This is a genomic window from Aquirufa beregesia (assembly GCF_011090385.1).
Taxonomy (GTDB): Bacteria; Bacteroidota; Bacteroidia; order Cytophagales; family Spirosomataceae; genus Aquirufa; species Aquirufa beregesia.
This window is the reverse complement of the sequence record NZ_SEWW01000002.1, coordinates 315,446-335,938: the sequence shown is the minus strand read 5'-3', so window position 1 is coordinate 335,938 and position 20,493 is coordinate 315,446. Positions and strand designations below refer to the sequence as shown.

Sequence of the window (20,493 nt, the reverse complement as noted above, 5' to 3'; positions counted from 1 at the left end):
ATTATGGCCTCTCTATCTGAAATCAGTATTAACCGACCCGTATTATCCATCGTTATGTCCATCACCATTATCGTGTTTGGTATTATTGGATATACCTATTTGGGTGTTCGAGAGTTTCCTTCCGTGGACCCTCCTGTTGTAACGGTTCAAACCTCCTACACAGGAGCCAATGCGGACATTATTGAATCTCAAATTACCGAGCCCTTGGAAGAATCCATCAATGGTATTGCTGGGGTAAGAACCTTGGCAAGTTCCAGTCGAGATGGTCGTTCCAGCATCACGGTGGAATTTGATTTAGCTGTCAATATCGAAGATGCCGCCAATGACGTGCGTGACCGCGTTTCTAGAGCCATGGCTTTATTACCAAAAGATGTGGATCCCCCTGTAGTAGCGAAGGCCGATGCGGATGCCAGCCCAATCTACAATATCAATATCTTCTCCAAAACACGTGGTCTATTGGAGTTGAATGAATTAGCCACCAGAAATGTGAAGGAAAAATTCCAAACTATTCCAGGAGTAAGTTCCGTACAAATGTGGGGGGAGAAGAAATATGCCATGCGTATGCACATTGACCCTGAGCGTTTGGCCTCATTCCGTTTGACTGCCCCAGATATCGTTTCGGCTTTGAGTAAGCAAAATATTGAGTTGCCATCAGGTAGTATTGAGGGTGCAAATACGGAATTAACGGTTCGTACACAAGGTAGAATGACTACTGTGGAAGACTTTAATAACCTAATCATCAAGGAACAAGATGGGCGCTCAGTGAAGTTTTCCGATGTGGGATTTGCTGAATTATCCCCTGAAAACGACAAGACGTTCTTTAAGCGCGACATGACTCCGATGATTTCTATTGCGGTTATTCCTCAACCAGGATCCAATCAAATCGAAATCGTGGATGCCATCAATAGAAAACTCCCTCAAATTCGTCAGACTTTACCTGCTGACGTAGAGTTAAAAGAAGGATTTGATAATACTAAATATGTGCGTAAATCCTTGGTAGAGGTAGAAGAAACCATTCTTACGGCTATTCTATTGGTAACCATCATTATCTTTTTATTCTTGCGCGACTGGAGATCGACACTGATTCCATTAACAGCTATCCCTGTCAGCTTAATTGGCGTATTTTTCTTCATGTACCTGGTCGGCTTCTCGGTCAATGTCCTGACGTTATTGGGTATTGTACTTTCGATTGGACTTGTAGTGGATGATGCCATTGTGGTTTTGGAAAACATTTATTCCAAAATTGAAGATGGCATGACTCCATGGAAAGCTGCCTTAGAAGGTTCTAAGGAGATTTATTTCGCCGTTATCTCCACTACCATCACGTTAGCTGCGGTATTCCTTCCTGTTATTTTCTTACAAGGTATTACTGGTCGTTTATTCCGTGAATTTGGTATTGTGGTAGCGGGATCTGTTATCATTTCGGCTTTTGTTTCCCTGACATTAACTCCCATGCTAAGTTCCAAATTATTGAAAGGAGGACACCATAAACCGTGGTTTTACCGAGTTACTGAACCCTTCTTTATTTGGTTAACTGCAGCGTATCAGGGTTCATTGGAATCATTCTTGAAAATCCGTTGGATGGCTTGGGTTATTATGGTCTCTTTGATTGGCATCATTTATACTCTATTTAAATACGATGCTATCCCATCTGAATTAGCTCCATTAGAAGATCGTGGTGCCTTACGGATTAGTTCTACTGCGCCAGAAGGAGCCACTTTTGATTATATGTTGAATTATACCGATAAAATGGCCAAGTTTTTGATGGAAGCTATTCCTGCGAAAGAACGCTATGCCATTTATGCCATTACTTCCCCCCCTTTTGGAAACGGTGCCGCCAATACGGGTAGTTTCCGTATTTTATTAGGTGATCCAGAAAAGAGGAGAACCCAACAGGAAATTGCAGATGAACTATCTCCTAAGATCAAAAAGTTTACAGGAGCGAGATCGAACTTAATTCAAGATCCTACTCTTTCTACGGGTCGTGGTGGTGGAGGTATGCCGATTGCCTTTGTGGTTCAAGCACCAAACTTTGAAAGTTTGAAAAAAGTCATGCCTCTGTTCTTAGCTAAAGTGCGTGATAATCCTAAATTCGAAACTTCCGATGTCAATTTGAAATTCACTAAGCCTGAATTACGCATTGAAATTGATCGTGCCAAAGCTCAAAATTTAGGTATTGCCATCCAAGACATTGCACAAACCCTCCAACTAGGTCTATCAGGTCGTAGATTCGGATATTTTATCATGGATGGAAAGCAGTATCAGGTAATTGGTCAAATCGATAGACCCATGCGAAATGACGTAAGTGATTTGAAATCTCTGTACGTAAAAAATAACCGAGGTGATTTAATCCAATTAGACAACTTGGTAAAAATTACGGAACAAAGTACGCCTCCGCAGCTTTACCGATATAACCGATATGTAGCGGCCACGGTACAAGCTCAAATGGCCAAGGGAGTTACATTGGGTGAAGCCTTGACTGAGATGGACAAAATTGCTAAAGAAACGCTAGATGTTTCCTTCTCTACAGCTTACGATGGACAAAGTAAGGAATTTAAAGAATCTAGTTCTTCCTTATTATTTGCTTTTGCTTTAGCTATTTTATTGATTTACTTAATCCTTTCTGCCCAGTTTGAAAGCTTTATAGATCCATTAATTATCCTATTCACTGTGCCTCTAGCGGTAGCTGGTGCCTTATTAACCTTGTGGGATTTCAGTCAAACCTTGAATATCTTCTCTCAAATTGGTATCATCGTGCTCATCGGTTTAGTAACGAAAAATGGTATTTTGATTGTGGAATTTGCCAACCAACGAAAAGAAGCAGGATCCAATAAAATGTTAGCGGTACAAGAAGCCGCTACAGCTCGATTCCGTCCTATCTTAATGACTTCACTTTGTACCATTTTGGGTATTTTACCGATTGCACTTGCCTTAGGTTCTGGTTCTCAAAGTCGTGTGTCTATGGGTATTGCGGTAGTTGGCGGTATGTTATTTTCTACTACCTTAACCTTGTACATTATTCCAGCTATTTACAGCTACATGTCTAGTAACCTGAAGCACCAAGGAGAAAAAGAAGAAAGTCCTTCTTTGGTAGGCCATGAATAAAGAAGAGATTTGGATGCAACGTGCCCTGGATTTATCCCTTCTGGGATCAGGACGTGTTGCTCCTAATCCCTTAGTAGGTTGTGTCATTATAAAAAATGATCAAATCATCGGTGAAGGGTGGCACCAAGCTTATGGCCAAGCACATGCGGAAGTGATGGCAATCAACTCCTTAGCTAATCCAGAAGAAAGCATAGGTTCCTCCGTTTATGTAAGCTTAGAACCTTGCTCTCATGTAGGAAAAACTCCTCCTTGTGCGGATTTATTGATTAAATCAAAAGTCAAGGAAGTCATCATTTGCAACTTAGATCCTAATCCACTCGTAGCTGGCAAGGGAATAGAGAAATTAAAAGCAGCAGGAATTCAGGTAAGTCAGGGAATTTTAGAAAATAAAGGTGCCGAAATCAACCGTCAATTTTTTACTTTTCACACGAAGAAACGTCCTTACATCACCTTAAAATGGGCCGCTTCTCAAGACGGTTTTATTTCCCAAGAAGACGGTAAACCTGTTACATTTTCCAATCCAACCAGTCAGGCTTTGGTCCATCAAATGCGGACACAACACCAAGGGATATTGGTAGGAGCCAATACCATTATCCAAGACAATCCCCGCTTAAATGTCCGATTATGGCCAGGAAATAATCCCATTCGGATCGTTTTAGATCCTCATCACCGTATCCCCAAAAGCAGTCAGGTACTACAGGATGGTCAAACCACATGGATCATCACTAAAAATGGCGTAGCTGAAAATGGCGCCTGCCAATGGCTGGCCATAGGTGAAAATTTCCGCATCGAAGATATCCTACAATTAGCTTACGAAAAAGGCTTAATTTCCATCCTAGTAGAAGGTGGGGCTAAAACCTTAGAGGCATTTCTACAATCTAAATTGGTGGATGAAGTTTGGAAACAAGAGAAAAGTACCTTACTTGGAAAAGGAATAGCTGAACCAAAACATTCCCTTAACTGGAAAAAAGAAGTGCAGGTAGGTGAAGATAATGTTTGGTATCAGGCTGATTTAAGCCAACCCAAAAATCTGCAATAATAAATAGGCATTCAGGCATAAAATCACCGCACTAATCAACCAAGAAAGTGTGGTCAGCCAAGCCGGATTCACAAATTTACCCATCTTGGCTTTATCGCTAGTAAACCAGACTAAAGGGATTACCGCAAAGCTCAATTGCATGGAAAGCACTACTTGTGAAAAGACCAATAATTCACCTACTTTACTATCTCCCCAAATCCAGGTAATAAAAAATGCAGGTAAAATAGCCAACATTCGAGTAATTAAACGGCGTAACCAGGGTGCTAATTTTAAATCCATAAAACCTTCCATGACGATTTGACCGGCTAATGTACCAGTAAGTGTGGCGTTTTGACCCGAAGCCAATAAAGCGATAGCAAATAAGGCGGAGGCCCATTGGCTTCCCAAAACGGGATCAAGCAATTGATAGGCATCACGTATATCAGCCACGTGAGGCATTCCATTGATATGAAAAGCTGAAGCAGCTAAAATCAAAATACCAGCATTGATAAAAAAGGCTAGTCCTAAAGAAAGCGTTGAATCAATCGTAGCAAACTTGATCGCTTTGGTTTTGTCTGATTCCGTATGAGCAAATGCCCTTGTTTGAACGATACTCGAATGTAAATACAGATTATGAGGCATGACCGTAGCACCCAAAATACCAATGGCTACGTACAATTGACTAGAATCTTGGAAAATAGATGCTTGTGGAACAAGCCCTTTCATCACACTAGAAATATCAGGTTGAGACAACAATAGTTCATAGCCAAAACAAAGGGAAATTACTGCCAATAAAGACATAACAATGGACTCCAGCACCCTGAAGCCACGATGTTGGAAGTATAAAATTAAGAACACATCCAATATGGTAATCAGAATACCGTACAGAATTGGAATGTCAAAAAGCAGATTCAACGCAAGAGCTGAACCAATTACTTCAGCTAAATCACAAGCCACAATAGCTAATTCACAGAGTATCCAAAGAAAGATGGCTACTGGTTTTGAAAATGCTTCCCCACAAGCCTGAGCTAAATCACGGCCAGTAGAAACCCCCAATTTTAAAGCTAAATGCTGTAATACAATAGCAAAAAGACTAGAAATAAATATAACCGACAATAAAGTATAACCGAATTGTGAACCTCCCGCTAAATCAGTAGCCCAGTTTCCTGGATCCATGTACCCCACCGCCACCATAAATCCCGGACCAATGAATGCGCGTAGATTTTTCCAGAAACCCGGCCCTGAATGAATGGGGATACTTCCGTACACCTCACTTAAAGAATGAGTCTTACCTTCTGATCGCCAAGCATTTGACATGGATACATGGTTTTATTGCGAACAAATATAGATAAGAATTGCGATTAAGCAAATAAATTTTTTAGCCGAGACTAAAAAATTTATTTTGTGTTCCATTTTTCTTACTTTTATACTAGCTTAACTAAAGAAAATGGCAACATCATTTGCGGAGGAAAATTATTTAAAAATTATATATCGCTTATCCGAATCAACTTTAGAGGATATTTCTACCAATGCTGTAGCCGAATTAACTCAAACGAAAGCCGCCTCTGTCACGGATATGCTTCGAAAATTAGCAGAAAAAGGCTGGGTTAATTATCAAAAATACCAAGGGGTACGACTGACAGAAGAAGGTGAAAAAATAGCCTTGTCTGTGGTTAGAAAACATCGCTTGTGGGAAGTTTTTTTAGTAGATAAAATGGGTTTCAATTGGGATGAAGTCCATGAAATTGCGGAACAATTGGAACATATTGAATCGGAAGCACTCATCAATAAATTAGATGAGTTTCTGAATTTTCCCAAAATAGATCCTCACGGTGACCCTATTCCCAATAAAGAAGGGATACTTCCAGAACTAAGCTACGTGCATCTATCGGATTTAAAGGAAAACAAAGCTTGTGTATTGATGGGGGTCGCCAAGGATTCCGCCGTTTTTCTTCAATTGCTAACTCGACTAAATTTAAGCTTGGGAGCAAAACTCATGGTGAAAGAAATCAACCCATTTGATCGTTCCATTTCCGTGTCCATCAATGACTCGGAATCTATATTCATTAGCCATGAAGTGGCTAAAAATATTTTGATAAAATTAGGCTAGTTTGAGTTGGCGAAAAGCTTAACTCAACAAATCCAATACCTCGTCTTCACTCAGGTTTCTTAATATGCTTTCATCTGAAGTGACCAAATCATTGGCTAAATCCAATTTCCTTTGTTGCAAAGCTAAAATCTTCTCCTCCACCGTCTGTTTAGAAATAAACTTATAGGTAAATACGGTCTTGACCTGTCCAATTCGGTGAGCTCGGTCAATTGCTTGAGCCTCCGCTGCTGGATTCCACCATGGATCCAATAAAAAGACATAATCAGCCGCCGTCAAATTTAAACCAACCCCACCGGCTTTCAAGGAAATCAAAAATACCGACTGACCATCTGCTTTTTGGAAGCTCTCCACCTGCCCTTTTCTGTCTGAGGTACTTCCATCCAAGTAAGCATAGGCAATGTTTCTTTCATCCAGCGCTTTTCTAATCAATGACAAATGCTGCACAAACTGACTAAAAATCAACACTTTATGGTGTTGTTCTAATACTGTTTCTAATTTTTCTAACACTGCTTCCATTTTACCCGATTCCCCTTCATATCCTTCTTCACATAAAGATGGATGATTGGCCAATTGACGTAATTTGGTTAAACCTTGTAAAACAGAGAATCTCGATTTTTGCAATCCTTCATCTTTGATTTGTTTCAACAATACATCTCGATAAAAGGATTTCGTTTTATCGTACAATCTTTCCTGCTCTTCAGACATCACGCAATAGGTCACGGATTCCATTTTAGCAGGTAAATCCGCAGCTACTTGGCGTTTTTCTCTACGTAATAAATAGGGCTTAATCAGAAAATACAAACGCTTCTTCTTTTCAGCATCAGCTTTCTTTTCGATAGGTACTTGAAACAAATCTTTGAAATAACGCTGAGAACCCAATAAGCCTGGATTCACAAAATTCATTTGCGACCAAAGGTCCATCGTAGAATTTTCTAATGGCGTACCTGTCATAACCAATCGGTATTTGGCAGTAAGCTTTTGAACGGCTTTGGTGATATTCGCCATGGGGTTTTTAATGGCTTGAGATTCATCCAAAATCACATAACTGAAAGATTGTTTTTCAAACCAATCAATGTCTGATCGCACCATTCCAAAGGAACAAAGAATTAAGTCAACTTTGCCCAATTGGGCTTGCAATTTTTCTCTTTGAGGGCCGCTATAGACCAGCACTCTCAACTGAGGAGTAAATTTCTTGGCTTCCATTTCCCAGTTATACAACAAGGAAGTGGGCATCACTAATAAACTAGGTAAGGTTTCTCCTTGCTCCTTTAAGCTCTGCAATAAACATAAAGTTTGTACTGTCTTACCCAAACCCATATCGTCGGCTAGGCAGGCACCTAGGCCCGCTGCTTGGCGTGTCCGCATCCAACGGTAGCCCTCCATTTGGTAAGGCCTCAAGGTTCCCTTAAATTGCTTAGGTACGGGGAATTCTTTGGTCTCTAAAGCTAAATCATTCATGGTTTTACTACGCAGGGCAGTTTTGACCAAATCCTGATTTTCCCATTCTTGAACCAACTGAAAATGTTGTCGCTTCAAATAAACCCCATCTTCGCCTGGTCTTGTCTCTGAAAAATAAAACAGATCTTGGTAATCGTGAAACCAATTATCAGGAATGATGGCAATAGAGCCGTCTGGTAAATGAAACTCTTTCTTTTTTTGTAAGATCAATTGCCGAATCTTCAAAAAGGGTATTTGGAATTCCCCAAATGAAATAATCGCCTGAATATCAAACCAATCTAGCTTTTCCCCAATTCGGATTTTAATTTCAGGTTTCCCTAGGAAATACCTCGGAGCTTGTCCGTCGCCTTTAAACTGAACACTAAATCCCGCCAGATCTAATGCCGCCTTATTTAAAGTCAACCATTGAACAGCCTCACCTCGCGACAAAACAGCTTTCCCGTCTACCTCAATTTGCAGGCCCAAAGATTTCAATTGTTGATAGGCTCTTTTTTCCTTGGTCAAAGAACGCATGATTTTTTGGAAAGCGTAGCTGTCGCCTTTTTTCTCAAACAAGACATTCGCTTCGGAACCTAATCCATCCCATGGGAAACGATTATTCCCATATTGAAACGACAGCACAAAATTCCATCGGTCTGCGGCTTCTAAGGCAACTGATTTTTTGCTAGGGACTTTCTCTTCTTCTAATTTATTGACAATAGGTCCGTAAGAAAGTAAATACTGGCAATTCTTTTCCGTATTAAATATCTCAAAGCCTTTGGCATGCACGGGATACCTGGCAACCATGGCTTTCACAAACTTACGGAAGTAATCTTCCTCCATATTTTTGGGGATTACCACAAATTTCTTATTCAAGAATGGCCGTAATTTTTTCCCTTCCAGCGCTGGCTTAAAATGATATAGTTTTTGATTCAACAACATCCAGGCAGGTTCATCACACAATACCATGGCATCTTTGTATTGAAACTCCAATTTGTTTCCTGCGTATTTCAATGTGGGGAAATAATGGGTGTTTTCCTCATTTCGCATAAAATGGAATAACACCTCTACTGGCTCAGGTTGTATCTGAACATGCTGGCGCATAGGGTTTCCATCATTTCCCATGATGAATAAAGTCTTATCTGGACAAATCAACTCAAAAACTTGACCTCGCTTTTTTTCGACTACACTCAATACGGCTTCTTGAATTTCCTTTTCGCCCTTTTCTGCATCAAAAGTCTTTAGAAAGAACTCTTCCATCGTTTTACGTTTGGAAGTATTGAACTTCTCAAAAATGGCAGCAGGCTTCATTCCTTCGATTAACTTCGCCGCTTGTTCATCACGCTCATCCAAGCCATGAGCAAATTCATGAAAATTTCGCGTAGTTAAAGTCTGATATTCCCAAGTTAATTGAGATTTTTCATTTAACTGTACCACAAAGACCTCGAACAAATAGCCGAGACATTCATGGGATAATAAGGAATACATTACCTGAAAAGGCTTACTGGGTGAGATCTTCATGTACTAGTAAAGCACTCGAATGCACGAGTTCTTAGAGTAAAACCTTCAAAAATAAGGTTTTTAAACGAAATACCGAAAAAATATAGGCTAATATTAGAAAACTACAAAATTAAAGCTTTCTCAAGTGTAAACAGGTCCATCGGTTCTTCTCCCTTTCTGAGATAAAGGAAAGGCCTGCCTCTGAAGCTTCTTGCAATAATAAAGGGACATCTTCTTGGTAGAATCCACTTAATAATAAATGCCCTCCTGGTTTAATCCGACGAGCATATTCCGCCATTTCGTCTAATAAAATATTACGATTGATATTGGCCAACAATACATCATATTCATCCGTAGATTGATCCCGAATGGTTCCTAAATCAAATCGTACAGACGTTAAATCATTTAATCCTGCATTCTCCATGGAATTTTCGACAGACCATTCATCCACATCAAATCCAATCACAGGGGTAGCCCCCAATTTTTTAGCCACAAAGGCCAAAATGCCAGTACCAGTACCTGCATCTAAGACCGATTTCCCTTCTAAATCCAAGGTAAACAGCGTTTCTACCATTAAACTGGTAGTTTCATGATGGCCTGTACCAAAAGACATCTTGGGATTAATGACTAATTCCATCTGATAGCCTGGCTCGGATTCATGAAAGCTAGCTCGGATAAATAATAAATTAGAAATACGAATCGGATCATAATTACTTTCCCAAACATGATTCCAATTCTGCTTTTCAATACGCCCCATTTCTATTTCAATACGACCAAGAGCTTGATATCGATCAATAATTTCTTGAAAAGCCTCCTGATTAAATAAGGCTTCTGGGCAATAAGCAAAAAATCCTTCTTCTGTATCTTCAAAAATATCAAAGCCTATTTCGCCTAGTTCTGCCAATAAAATATCCGACAATTCAGCTGAAGCTGAAATACGTGCTTGAATAGTTGCCATATTTTAATTAATTACTAGGAGGTGTATCCTTCTTCCCAAATACTGAAATATTCACGTATCGCTTAGGTTTCAAGCGGAAGTCGATCAATAATTTATCTAAATCCAACAAGGTCTTGTTTAAGCCAACATATAAGCTGTCGTTCTTCAAGAACTTACCTGCGGAACCTTGGCCTTTTTCCAAACCTGAAACAATACGTTGGATAGACGCCACAGCCAGATTAGCTTCATGCAATGTTCTCCCTACTTGCAAGGCTTGCATCGAATCCGCCACCGTGTTGAATTTGACTAGAATAGGCTTCAATTGTTTTTCGGTTTCAATCAAGCTCTGTGACAATGTTTTCATATTGGCAGAAATCTGTGCTATATTATTCCGATTTTCTTCCACCATACCATTCACTGAACCATTAATCCCATTGACGGTACTATTGGAGCTTTTGATTAACTCATTCAAATAGGATCCTGTATGTTCAAACTTTTTACTGATTTGACGAAAAGAAATCAATAAAGAATCGGCATTTTCAATTACGGGAATGGCTCTTTCTTTTAATAAGGAAGTAACTCCTTTTTCCATGGAACCAGGGATGAACGATTCTTCTGGCAGAGTTCCTTTTCCACCAAATTCTAAACGGATAATTTTACCTCCCAACAGGGCTCCATCCATCAAAATAGCTTCTGTTTTATCTGGAATAACTAAACCTTTAGCCAAGCGAAGGGTCACTAATATTTTATTCCCTTTTTCTGGCTGTAAAGTGACTGATTTAACCTTCCCTACTTCAATACCGTTTACCATGACCTGATTGGAAACCATTAAGCCATCCACATTGTCATATTCGACATAATAGATTCTAGAAGAGGAAAATACATCGTTCCCCTTCAGAAAATTAAAGCCAAAATATAGGATTAAAAAGGCGATTAAGGCCAAAAACCCAACTTTTAATTCATTACTTTGAAACATGTCAGAAACTATTTTTCGATTTCTTCCTTATACTTTTTAAATGCCCCTATGATAGCATCAGCTACTTCTGATTGACCTTTTTCCGAATTTAAATAACCCTCTTCTTCTGGGTTTGTTAAAAAACCTGTTTCAATCAATACACTGGGCATGGCTGTTCGCCAAATAACTAAAAATCCAGCTTGCTTAACGCCAAAGCTTTTTCTATTATATACTTTCGCAAACTGCTCCTCTACTTTAGAGGCAAATTTCACCGAACTGGCCATAAAAGCACTTTGGTAATTTGCCATCATGATATGGGCCAAAGGAGAACTAGGATCAAATCCATTATAGGTGGTCTGATAATCTTTCTCTTGCAAAATAACGGAGTTTTCTCGCTTGGCTACGTTTAAATTACCATCCGTTTTATGTAAACCCATCGTGTATGTTTCCGTTCCATAAGCCGCCTTATTGGTGGCTGCATTACAGTGCACGGAGATAAATAGGTCAGAACGGCTGCGATTAGCAATGTTAGCCCGCTCATTCAATTCAATAAAATCATCCGTATCTCGAGTATAAACCACCTTCAAGTCAGGAAATTCACTTTTTAAACGCTTTCCTACTTCTAGGATAATTTTCAAAGTCACTTTCCCCTCTTGGGCTCCTTTAGGGCCTAAACATCCAGGGTCTTTTCCCCCATGACCAGCATCCAGACAAATTGTTTTTACCAAGTTACGCTTAGCAGAACGAGTAGGCTCAGGAGGACTTGGTATGGCAGCAATTAACAGACATGTTAAGGCAAATCCAACAAAAGCTCTAAGAACTGTAAACATTATTTTAATGAATTAGACGTAGGTAAGGCGCAATAATGTAATTTTGTATGCTTATACAAAGACAAATATAATTTTTAAATTCCATCCTTCGTTCATTAACATGCGAATTTATCAGCAATCCGTTGATGATATACACATTTTGAACGTTGAACTAGCGCTGATTTGATAAAGAATTGCATCTATTCTCTTTTCGTTGTTTTAATTTTAACCTGCATTGGCCTACCCAGCGTCCATGCTCAACGAATTGTTCGCGCCGATACTATCCAGAAAAGTATCCCTAAAGATACCGCTAGTAAAAGTCAAGATTTACAAACTACTGTTTTCTATTCTGCGGTGGATTCCACTGTGTTAGATGCAGATCAGCAAATTGTCAATTTATATGGAGGGGCCAAAGTGAAATATGGCAACATCAGTTTAGAGGCTGAATATATTCGCTTAGATTGGGCAAAAAACGAAGTATACGCCAAAGGCACCTATGATTCTACCAGTAAAAAGATGGTAGGTCTTCCCGTATTTACCCAGGGAAGTGACAAATATGACTCGGATGAAATACGCTATAATTTCAAATCGAAAAGAGCTATTATCAAGGGTATTGTCACCCAACAAGGAGAGGGTTTTGTTCAAGGAAAAAATGTCAAAAAAGATGAAGAGGAAAATCTCTACATCCGAAATGCCATTTATACCACCTGTAATTTAAGTCACCCACATTTTAATATTCGAGCTAGTAAAATTAAAGTAGTCGGTAAAAAAGAAATCATTTCGGGGCCATTCCATTTTGAACTGAATGACATTCCCCTACCCATTGGTTTGCCTTTTGGTTTTTTCCCCTATTCTCAACCCAAAGAAGCGGGTAAGTCCGGTATTCTAATCCCTACTTATGGAGAAGAACCTTCAGGGAGAGGGTTTTACTTACGTGATGGGGGGTACTATTGGGCGGCGAGTGAAAACATTGGTGTTCGATTCACGGGACAAATTTACTCCAAAGGGGGCTGGGGTTTAGGGGCTAATTCCCAATACAATAAGCGTTACCGATATACTGGCTCCTTTAACTTAGCCCTAAATCGCAATAATTCAGGTTCCGAATTCAGTCCTTCGACTCGTACAGATTTTTCCTTACAATGGTCGCATAGCCCTAGAAGCTTAGGTAATTCTAGTTTCTCCGCCTCCGTTAACATTGCCTCGAACTCTTACAATCAATTCAACACGTTTAATACGCAACAATACCTTTCCAATACCATTGGTTCTTCCGTTCAATATACCAAAGCCATCGGACAAAATTTTAGAAGTGGTATTAGTTTACGTATCAATCAAAATACCACCACTCGGGTTTTTGATGCAGGTACCGATTTCAACCTTGGTCTAAACCAATTCCAGCCTTTTAAGAAAAAGAATGCTATTGCCGATCGCTTCATCGATCAGTTTAGAATTGGAATGGACTTTTCAGGAACAGTCAGTTTGACGAACCAAGTGTCCGATTTGTACACTCGTTATGAATTTGATGTTTATCCTCGTGAATCGAATAGTCAACGAGGAATCATTCAAAAGCCATTTATTCCAAAAAATGCTGACGATTTACCTCCCGGGGTGATTCCGTTGAATGGAAGCACCCTTCCCATGTTATTGGAAAAAGCACAAACCAAATTCAATTATAGCATTCCATTATCCTTACCCAATATTAAAATCAATCCCTACATTAACCTGACCCCAGGAATTTCTTGGTCAGGGAATATGTATACCCGTTCCTATAAATACACCTACATGCCTTCCGATTCTACCGTCAGAATAGATACGGTAGGAGGGTTGCCCAAATTCAGCTCGCAGATTTCCTTTTCGGCTAGTATGAACACCCGTGTGTATGGGACTATGCGCTTTAGCAAAGGTCGACTGCAAGCTATACGTCATACCATGGCACCTAGTGTAAGTTTAAGTTATACCCCTGATTATTCTGATCCAACGTATGGATATTACCAAGATGTTCGTATCAATAATAGAAAATTCATCAATAATAATGGGGAAGAACAAGTAGGGGATATTCGAAGGATTAGCACATTTGACCCTCGCCAACTCAGTTATGGAGGAGCATCTGGAAGTATTAGTTTTGGGATACAAAATACTTTGGAGGCTAAATTGAAAACCAAGTCCGACACGGCTACCAAAGAATCAGAAAAAATCAATATTCTTGACAACTTTGGCATTAATGGAAGCTATAATTTATTAGCCAAGGAATACAATTTGTCCAATTTGTCATTTAATGCCAATTCAAGAATCAAACAATTTGATATCAATATTGGAGGAAACTTAGATCCTTATTTGTACGTTCCTGATCAATCTTTTGCTGTGGTGGGAAGAAGAACACCCGATTTAATGGCAACCAAAGGGGAAGGTTTAGCCCGTTTGCAATCCTTTAATTTATCCATTGGGAAGAGATTTGCTCCAGCCAAAGGCCAAGGAGAAAAAGTAAGCAAAAATGCTTCAGAAGCTCAATTAAAACAAATTAATAGAAATCGGGATGATTATGTCGACTGGAATATACCTTGGTCCTTTTCATTCAGCTATCAATTTAGCATGAACCGAGCAGGCTTAGCACCATCTCAAAATATTAGTGGCTTAACCTTTCAGGGGGATTTGAGCCTTAGTGAGAAATGGAAATTTTCATTTAGTTCTGGATATGATTTCAAATACAGTGGACTTACCTATACCAATATTTCGGTACATCGAGATCTACACTGCTGGGAACTTAATTTCAACTGGACCCCTATTGCCAGCCCGTTTTATGGAAGAGCCAGTAACTATTCCTTCGATTTACGTGTTAAATCAAGCTTATTACAAGAGCTGAAAATTTCAAGAAGAAGAAGTTTTTACGATAAAGGGGGGTTCTAATTTAATTTATCCTTAAACGCTTTTAGAAATTTATCCATCTTAGGTTTGATGACTATTTTACAATAAGGCTCTTCTCCATTTTGATTAAAATAGTCTTGATGGTAATCTTCCGCAGGATAAAAAGTGCTTTCAGCTACAATTTCTGTTACGATAGGATTAGGAAAGACCTTCTTAGTATTCAAATTTTGCTTCCACTGATCGGCTGCAGCTTTTTGCGCTTGAGTATGATAAAAAATCGCAGAACGATATTGCGTTCCCACATCTGCCCCTTGTCGGTTCAAGGTAGTAGGATCATGCGTTTGCCAAAAGATTTCTAATAAGGTTTCAAAGGACACCTGCTTAGGATCATATGTCAACTGACAAACTTCGGCATGACCTGTAAGTCCTGTGCACACATCGCGATAGCTTGGGTTTTTCATTTTGCCACCCATATATCCTGAAACCACGGAATGCACTCCCTTGACACGCTGATATACGGCCTCCACGCACCAAAAGCATCCGGCTCCAAAGGTGATTGTTTCCAGTTGTGCATGACTTGATTCTGTATTTGCCATTTTTGTATTTATTTTATCTTTTGTAGCGTTTCCACATGAAAAATGAGAAAAGCTTATTACTATTCCGAGAATTACCCAGGCATTTTTCATCAATTTCTCCATTATTTTAATTTTTAACGTAGTTTTGCGGACTTAAATTATAGATAGAACCAAAGATAAGCATGAAAAGTTATATCCAATCAGTTCGAGTAAACTGGTCAAAGGCTTGGGAGGAAAGTGCTTTTCGATGGAAATTCGTGGGTTCCTTGCTCATATTTATGCTATTCCCCTGGAAAGCAGATGACTATTTTCAATGGATTCAGCTGCGCGAAGGAATGTTAATTCAAGACATTCTATTAGCCCATATTCCAGCTTTCAATGTCTCCTACCCTATTTTTGGCATCATTTATTGCAGTGTTATTTACCTTTTAATTCGATTAATTCCCAGTCCAAATACCTTTTTATGGTTTGCCTGGGCATTCAATTTAGAAACCCTAATTCGACTCAGCTGTATTTACCTTATTCCTTTAAATCCACCCCTAAATTTAGTGGATTTGCACGACCCGCTAGCAGAAATATTTATTTATGGAGAGAATTTGGCCATAACCAAAGACCTATTTTTTTCGGGACATACCGCCACCATGGTTTTTGTGTGTTTCTTTCTTCCAAAAACCGGAGAGAAAAAATGGGCTTATGTATTAACCGTGATACTCATGATCCTATTACTTATCCAACATGTGCATTATACCATGGATATCATAGCAGCTCCCATAGTGACCATAGGGGCAATCTACTTAGTAAAAAGATGGTTGAAAATCTAACCCTTAGAACGGATGAAAGCTTTGTCCAATTGTTCAAAAACAGAGTTATTTGATTTATACTCTGGAATAATATCCTTGATTTTGGATACTAATTGATTACTCGTTCCATGGTCCAAAATATGTTCTAATTCATTGGATTGAATTTCCATATAGGAATAACTTGGTGTATTGACTTTAGCAATTAAAATCTTAGGATGATGGGTAGGCAATGTGTTTTCATTGTTATTCAATAACTCCTCATAAAGCTTCTCACCTGGACGAAGACCTGTAAATTTAATTTCAATATCACGATCAACCCGTAAGCCGCTTAAGGTAATCATCTTCTTAGCTAAGTCGATGATTTTTACGGAATCTCCCATGTCAAAAACAAATACTTCTCCCCCATTTCCCATGGTAGCCGCCTCTAAAACGAGCTCACAGGCTTCAGGAATAGTCATAAAATAGCGTGTGATATCTGGATGTGTAACGGTAACCGGTCCACCTCGCTCAATTTGTTTCTTGAATAATGGAATCACGGATCCACTAGAACCTAATACATTCCCAAAACGAGTGGCAATGAATTTGGTGGATACCCCTTCTAAATTATTCATCGATTGGGTATACATTTCAGCTAACCGCTTCGTTGCTCCCATTACATTCGTTGGATTAACCGCCTTATCGGTAGATACCATCACAAAACGCTCCACTTGGAATTCCGCAGCCAATTCAGAAAGTATTTTAGTCCCCAAAACATTGATTCGAACGGCCTCGTAGGGATTACTTTCCATTAATGGTACATGCTTATAAGCAGCCGCATGAAAAATAAAGTTAGGTTTATGGGCTGAAATAATCCGAGCCATGCGTTTTTGGTCCGTCACATCGGCCACATACACAGACAACTTGGTATTAATGGGAATACTCGAGGAGATTTCAAATTCTAGGTCAAACAATCCAGATTCGGCCTGGTCAACCAATATAATGGAGGCAGGCAAATAGGCTACTAACTGTCGAACTATTTCACTTCCAATAGACCCAGCAGCTCCTGTGACTAGAATGGTTTTGCTGAACAGTTGCTCTCCAACTTGCTTATTATTCATTTGAATAACATCCCGGCCTAACAAATCTTCAATTTTCACATTATGGATTTGATTTACAGCAAATTCTCCCCCAACCCACTTTTCCACAGGAGGAAGAATTTTAACCACGACTCCTCGGTCCAGAAAGACATCAGTAATCCTCTTTTTAACTTTTAGAGAGATATTATTTATGGCCATTATGACCTCAAGACCATCCGTTTTATCCACAAACTTATCCATAGCTTCAGTCAAACTATACACACGAATCCCCTCGATAGTTTTTCCGATTTTTGATTCATTATCGTCGATAAATCCTAATATGGTATAATTGATGCTTCGATCATTATGTATGACATTTTTAGTTAACATCCCTGAATATCCAGCTCCATAAATCAATATCCCAACTGATGGCCTAAACTCTCTAACAAAAGACTCATAGAATGATTTTACCCAAAACCTTAATGATACCATTAAGAATAAACAGATAAAGAAATCAATTAATAAAATGGATAATGGAACATAAAACAAGGTATCCAAATTGAAATAATACCTAACAACCAAGGAGAGCATGGTGGCTAAGAAAGTCCCAGTAAAAACGGCTTTCAAAATAATAACGGCATCCTCTATACTGGTATGGCGGATTATCCCTGTATAGGATTGGAAATAGAGAAATGAAAGTGCCCTAAAGATAAATAGGAATAAGAAATGGTATTTAAAAACATTGAAATCAATATCTGTCAAGCGAAAATTCATGCGAAGCAAGGTCGCAGCTGAAAAGGAAAAAATGACAATCCCCAAATCAAAAGCAAATACTAACCACCTTGACAAGAAGGTATTAGAATATTTACTAAGGAGTAAAGATTGTGACATAGAACCCATTTACTTTCGCAATTCCCTGTAGAAGAGAATTCCTGTAAAGTTAACAATTATGCAATCAAATAATATGTAAATTTATTTAACGGAATTTAGCTTATTAAATCAAAGAATAAGACGAAAGCATCGATACAATATCCTGTTTAGAATTCCACATCAGTACATCAATCATGGATAAGCCTGGAATAAAATCATGTTTACTCCCTTGTGAATAAGGAGGTAAAGATTGATTTAAAAAATGCAATTGAAATCCTTGGTCGGCAAAATACTCTTTTTGATATAATTCTTGACCATTTTTGGCATTTATATACTGTTTACTTCCCAAATTATCTGTTATGGCCATGAGCCTTTCTGCGCGATCAAGATCTTTGGAAACGCCTAATTCAGAACTAAAGTGAAATCTTTTTTCTAAGTTTAAATATTGCCAAGTTGCCATTACGCTAGAGGCCGCTAAATCGGCAATACTCATAGGCTTTTTTTGTAAAACAGACTCGATCAAGTCCATCACGAGTATAAACTGTGGAGCTTTTTTATAAGCAGACTGCAATTGTTGTAACCATTTATTGGGAAACTCAGGGCCCCAAGCTATGTTGGATTCCCGAATACTCTTATTCTGACTCTGTTTTTCTAGGGGGATGGTAAATAAAAAAGCATTTTGCTGCATTAATATTTGATTTCGATTTATCCAACCTTTTTTGATGAACATGACATCGTCATAAAAGACAAAATCATCCACCGATTGAACTAATTGAAAATAGCCCAAATAAGGAAAAAAATACGGCTGCATGATGGCTACTGACATATTATTGAGGGCCAAATCCAGGGGCTGTCAAAGCGACTATTTGTTCGGATTTCATCACCAACACTCGTTCTTTAGGAATGTCGGTCATGTATCCAATGGCCGTAACGTCCGTAATTTTACTTACTTTATCAAAATCCGATTGAGCAATGGTAAATACTAATTCATAATCCTCTCCACCATTCAAGGCGGCTGTTAATGGACTTATACTGAATTCCGTAGCTACTAAATAGGTCTCATCATCAATAGGAATGTTTTTCTCAAAAATCCGAGCTCCTGTTCCTGAGGCATTACATAAATGCAAAATCTCAGAAGACAAACCATCTGAACAATCGATCATTGAAGTGGGTACGACACCTAATTCTTTCAAATCATGGATGATATCAAAACGAGCCATCGGTTTGAGTTGACGCATGACCACATAATTCTTTTCATTCAATTCCGGTTGCATGTCCGGATTTGCCAAATACACTTGTTTTTCTCTTTCCAAAGACTGTAAGCCCATCAAAGCCCCTCCTAAATCTCCCGTCACACAAATCACATCATTGGGTTTTGCTCCACTTCGCTTCACTAGTTGATCTTCTGCCACCAAGCCCAAAGCACTCACTGAAATAATCAAACCTTGAGGAGAAGAAGTGGTATCGCCACCCACTAAATCAATTTTATATTCTTCACAAGCTAGTTTTATTCCTTCATACAACTCCTCTACCGCTTCTACAGAAAAACGATTACTGAGGCCTAGGCCTACTGAAAGCTGAGCTGGAATAGCATTCATCGCCGCGATATCAGAAAGGGCGATACTAGCTACTTTAAAACCTAAATGTTTTAATGGGGTATAAGATAAATCAAAATGAACCCCTTCAATCATTAATTCTGTGGTAGATACAACCTTAAAGCCGTTGGCTTCTAAGCCGGCTGCATCATCTCCTATTCCAATGGATGTCCAAGGTTGATGCGACGTAAACCCTTCTGCCAAACGTTGAATGAGTCCAAATTCCCCTAAAGATCCAATTTCTGTTCTTTTCTCCATAAACTAGAAAAGCCGCCCAATGAGGCGGCCTCATGATTAATTTGCGATTAAGGATTGACTAAGCTCAACCTAATCTTTTTATTACTTGCTTTTACGTATGCCGTAGTAGATTCTATTACCAAGCTACTGGCTGTGGGTACCCCTGAAATAGTGAATGCCAATGTTCCTCCTGTACCCGTTGGCTCTGTTCCATCACTCGTTTTTAGGCTAGACAAAGTCAACGTTTTATTATCCAATGATAAGCTATAAGTACCTGTAAACTTGTTTCCATCATACTCTGTCAAAGAAGCCGAAGAAGAACTCGCTAAATCCAATTTAAACTGGGCATAGCCCGCAATTAAATTCGAGCTGGCTGTTTTATCATATTGCACATTCCCATCCCATTGAATGTTGGATGCTGACCAAACTTTCTTGATTAGATCCGAGACCAAAGGTGTGGGGGGTGGGGTTGGGGTAGGATCATCCTTACTACATGCGGCAATCAAGCTCAAACATAACACGGAGATAAATACGCGTATTGTATTTTTCATAAACCCTAAAAAATTAAATATCAAGTAAAATTAAAAATCTTTGCTTATAAAACGGCTTTTCATGCTTTTTATTTAGTTTC

General features: G+C 39.0%; 15 protein-coding genes. 5 read left to right on the top strand and 10 right to left on the bottom strand.

The annotated features are described in order from the left end of the window. Positions 1-3: 3 nt before the first annotated feature. Positions 4-3,105 (top strand): efflux RND transporter permease subunit, encoded by a 3,102-nt coding sequence (locus EWU23_RS05420; RefSeq protein ID WP_166229609.1) that lies wholly within the window; start codon positions 4-6, stop codon positions 3,103-3,105. Continuing rightward, a complete protein-coding gene (ribD, locus tag EWU23_RS05415; RefSeq protein WP_166229607.1) occupies positions 3,098-4,144 on the top strand; it encodes a bifunctional diaminohydroxyphosphoribosylaminopyrimidine deaminase/5-amino-6-(5-phosphoribosylamino)uracil reductase RibD in 1,047 nt (348 codons plus the stop codon). The genes EWU23_RS05420 and ribD overlap by 8 nt, the downstream gene beginning before the upstream one ends. Here ribD and EWU23_RS05410 read toward each other — a convergent pair. Further along, positions 4,118-5,440: an Nramp family divalent metal transporter gene (locus EWU23_RS05410; RefSeq protein WP_166229605.1), complete on the bottom strand. Its 1,323-nt coding sequence runs from the start codon at positions 5,438-5,440 to the stop codon at positions 4,118-4,120. The two genes, ribD and EWU23_RS05410, sit on opposite strands and share 27 nt — an antisense overlap. Positions 5,441-5,570: 130 nt before the next feature. Between EWU23_RS05410 and EWU23_RS05405 the strand changes: the two genes are divergently transcribed. Beyond that, positions 5,571-6,233, top strand: a complete 663-nt coding sequence (locus tag EWU23_RS05405) for a metal-dependent transcriptional regulator (RefSeq protein WP_166229603.1) — start codon at positions 5,571-5,573, stop codon at positions 6,231-6,233. Positions 6,234-6,251: 18 nt separating this feature from the next. Here EWU23_RS05405 and EWU23_RS05400 read toward each other — a convergent pair whose 3' ends face one another. The 4 genes from EWU23_RS05400 to EWU23_RS05385 all read right to left on the bottom strand — a co-directional run bounded on the left by EWU23_RS05400 (position 6,252) and on the right by EWU23_RS05385 (position 11,892). After that, a complete protein-coding gene (locus EWU23_RS05400) occupies positions 6,252-9,191 on the bottom strand; it encodes a DEAD/DEAH box helicase (protein WP_166229601.1) in 2,940 nt (979 codons plus the stop codon). A gap of 109 nt (positions 9,192-9,300) precedes the next feature. After that, a complete protein-coding gene (gene prmA / locus EWU23_RS05395) occupies positions 9,301-10,128 on the bottom strand; it encodes a 50S ribosomal protein L11 methyltransferase (protein WP_166229599.1) in 828 nt (275 codons plus the stop codon). Between the two features lie 7 nt (positions 10,129-10,135). Further along, a complete protein-coding gene (locus EWU23_RS05390; protein ID WP_166229597.1) occupies positions 10,136-11,083 on the bottom strand; it encodes an MlaD family protein in 948 nt (315 codons plus the stop codon). Positions 11,084-11,091: 8 nt separating this feature from the next. Then, the gene (locus EWU23_RS05385; protein WP_166229595.1) at positions 11,092-11,892 is read right to left on the bottom strand and encodes an N-acetylmuramoyl-L-alanine amidase family protein; all 801 of its coding nucleotides are present in this window, start codon (positions 11,890-11,892) and stop codon (positions 11,092-11,094) included. A gap of 162 nt (positions 11,893-12,054) precedes the next feature. Between EWU23_RS05385 and EWU23_RS05380 the strand changes: the two genes are divergently transcribed. Then, on the top strand, positions 12,055-14,772 hold the full coding sequence (locus EWU23_RS05380) for a putative LPS assembly protein LptD (protein ID WP_166229593.1): 2,718 nt from the start codon (positions 12,055-12,057) through the stop codon (positions 14,770-14,772). Here EWU23_RS05380 and msrA read toward each other — a convergent pair. Beyond that, the gene (msrA, locus tag EWU23_RS05375) at positions 14,769-15,326 is read right to left on the bottom strand and encodes a peptide-methionine (S)-S-oxide reductase MsrA (RefSeq protein ID WP_235942152.1); all 558 of its coding nucleotides are present in this window, start codon (positions 15,324-15,326) and stop codon (positions 14,769-14,771) included. The genes EWU23_RS05380 and msrA overlap by 4 nt on opposite strands. 161 nt (positions 15,327-15,487) lie before the next feature. Between msrA and EWU23_RS05370 the strand changes: the two genes are divergently transcribed. Beyond that, positions 15,488-16,126: a phosphatase PAP2-related protein gene (locus EWU23_RS05370; protein WP_166229591.1), complete on the top strand. Its 639-nt coding sequence runs from the start codon at positions 15,488-15,490 to the stop codon at positions 16,124-16,126. Here the strand turns inward: EWU23_RS05370 and EWU23_RS05365 are convergent. From EWU23_RS05365 to EWU23_RS05350, 4 genes are all read right to left on the bottom strand, one after another. Further along, positions 16,123-18,051 (bottom strand): polysaccharide biosynthesis protein, encoded by a 1,929-nt coding sequence (locus tag EWU23_RS05365; RefSeq protein ID WP_166229589.1) that lies wholly within the window; start codon positions 18,049-18,051, stop codon positions 16,123-16,125. The genes EWU23_RS05370 and EWU23_RS05365 overlap by 4 nt on opposite strands. Before the next feature lie 103 nt (positions 18,052-18,154). Continuing rightward, on the bottom strand, positions 18,155-18,856 hold the full coding sequence (locus EWU23_RS05360; protein ID WP_166229587.1) for a WbqC family protein: 702 nt from the start codon (positions 18,854-18,856) through the stop codon (positions 18,155-18,157). A 1-nt stretch (position 18,857) separates the two neighbouring features. Further along, positions 18,858-19,883 (bottom strand): thiamine-phosphate kinase, encoded by a 1,026-nt coding sequence (gene thiL, locus EWU23_RS05355; protein ID WP_166229585.1) that lies wholly within the window; start codon positions 19,881-19,883, stop codon positions 18,858-18,860. A 47-nt stretch (positions 19,884-19,930) separates the two neighbouring features. Next, complete coding sequence (locus EWU23_RS05350; protein ID WP_166229583.1) at positions 19,931-20,413, bottom strand: hypothetical protein; 483 nt, start codon at positions 20,411-20,413, stop codon at positions 19,931-19,933. Between the last annotated feature and the right edge of the window lie 80 nt (positions 20,414-20,493).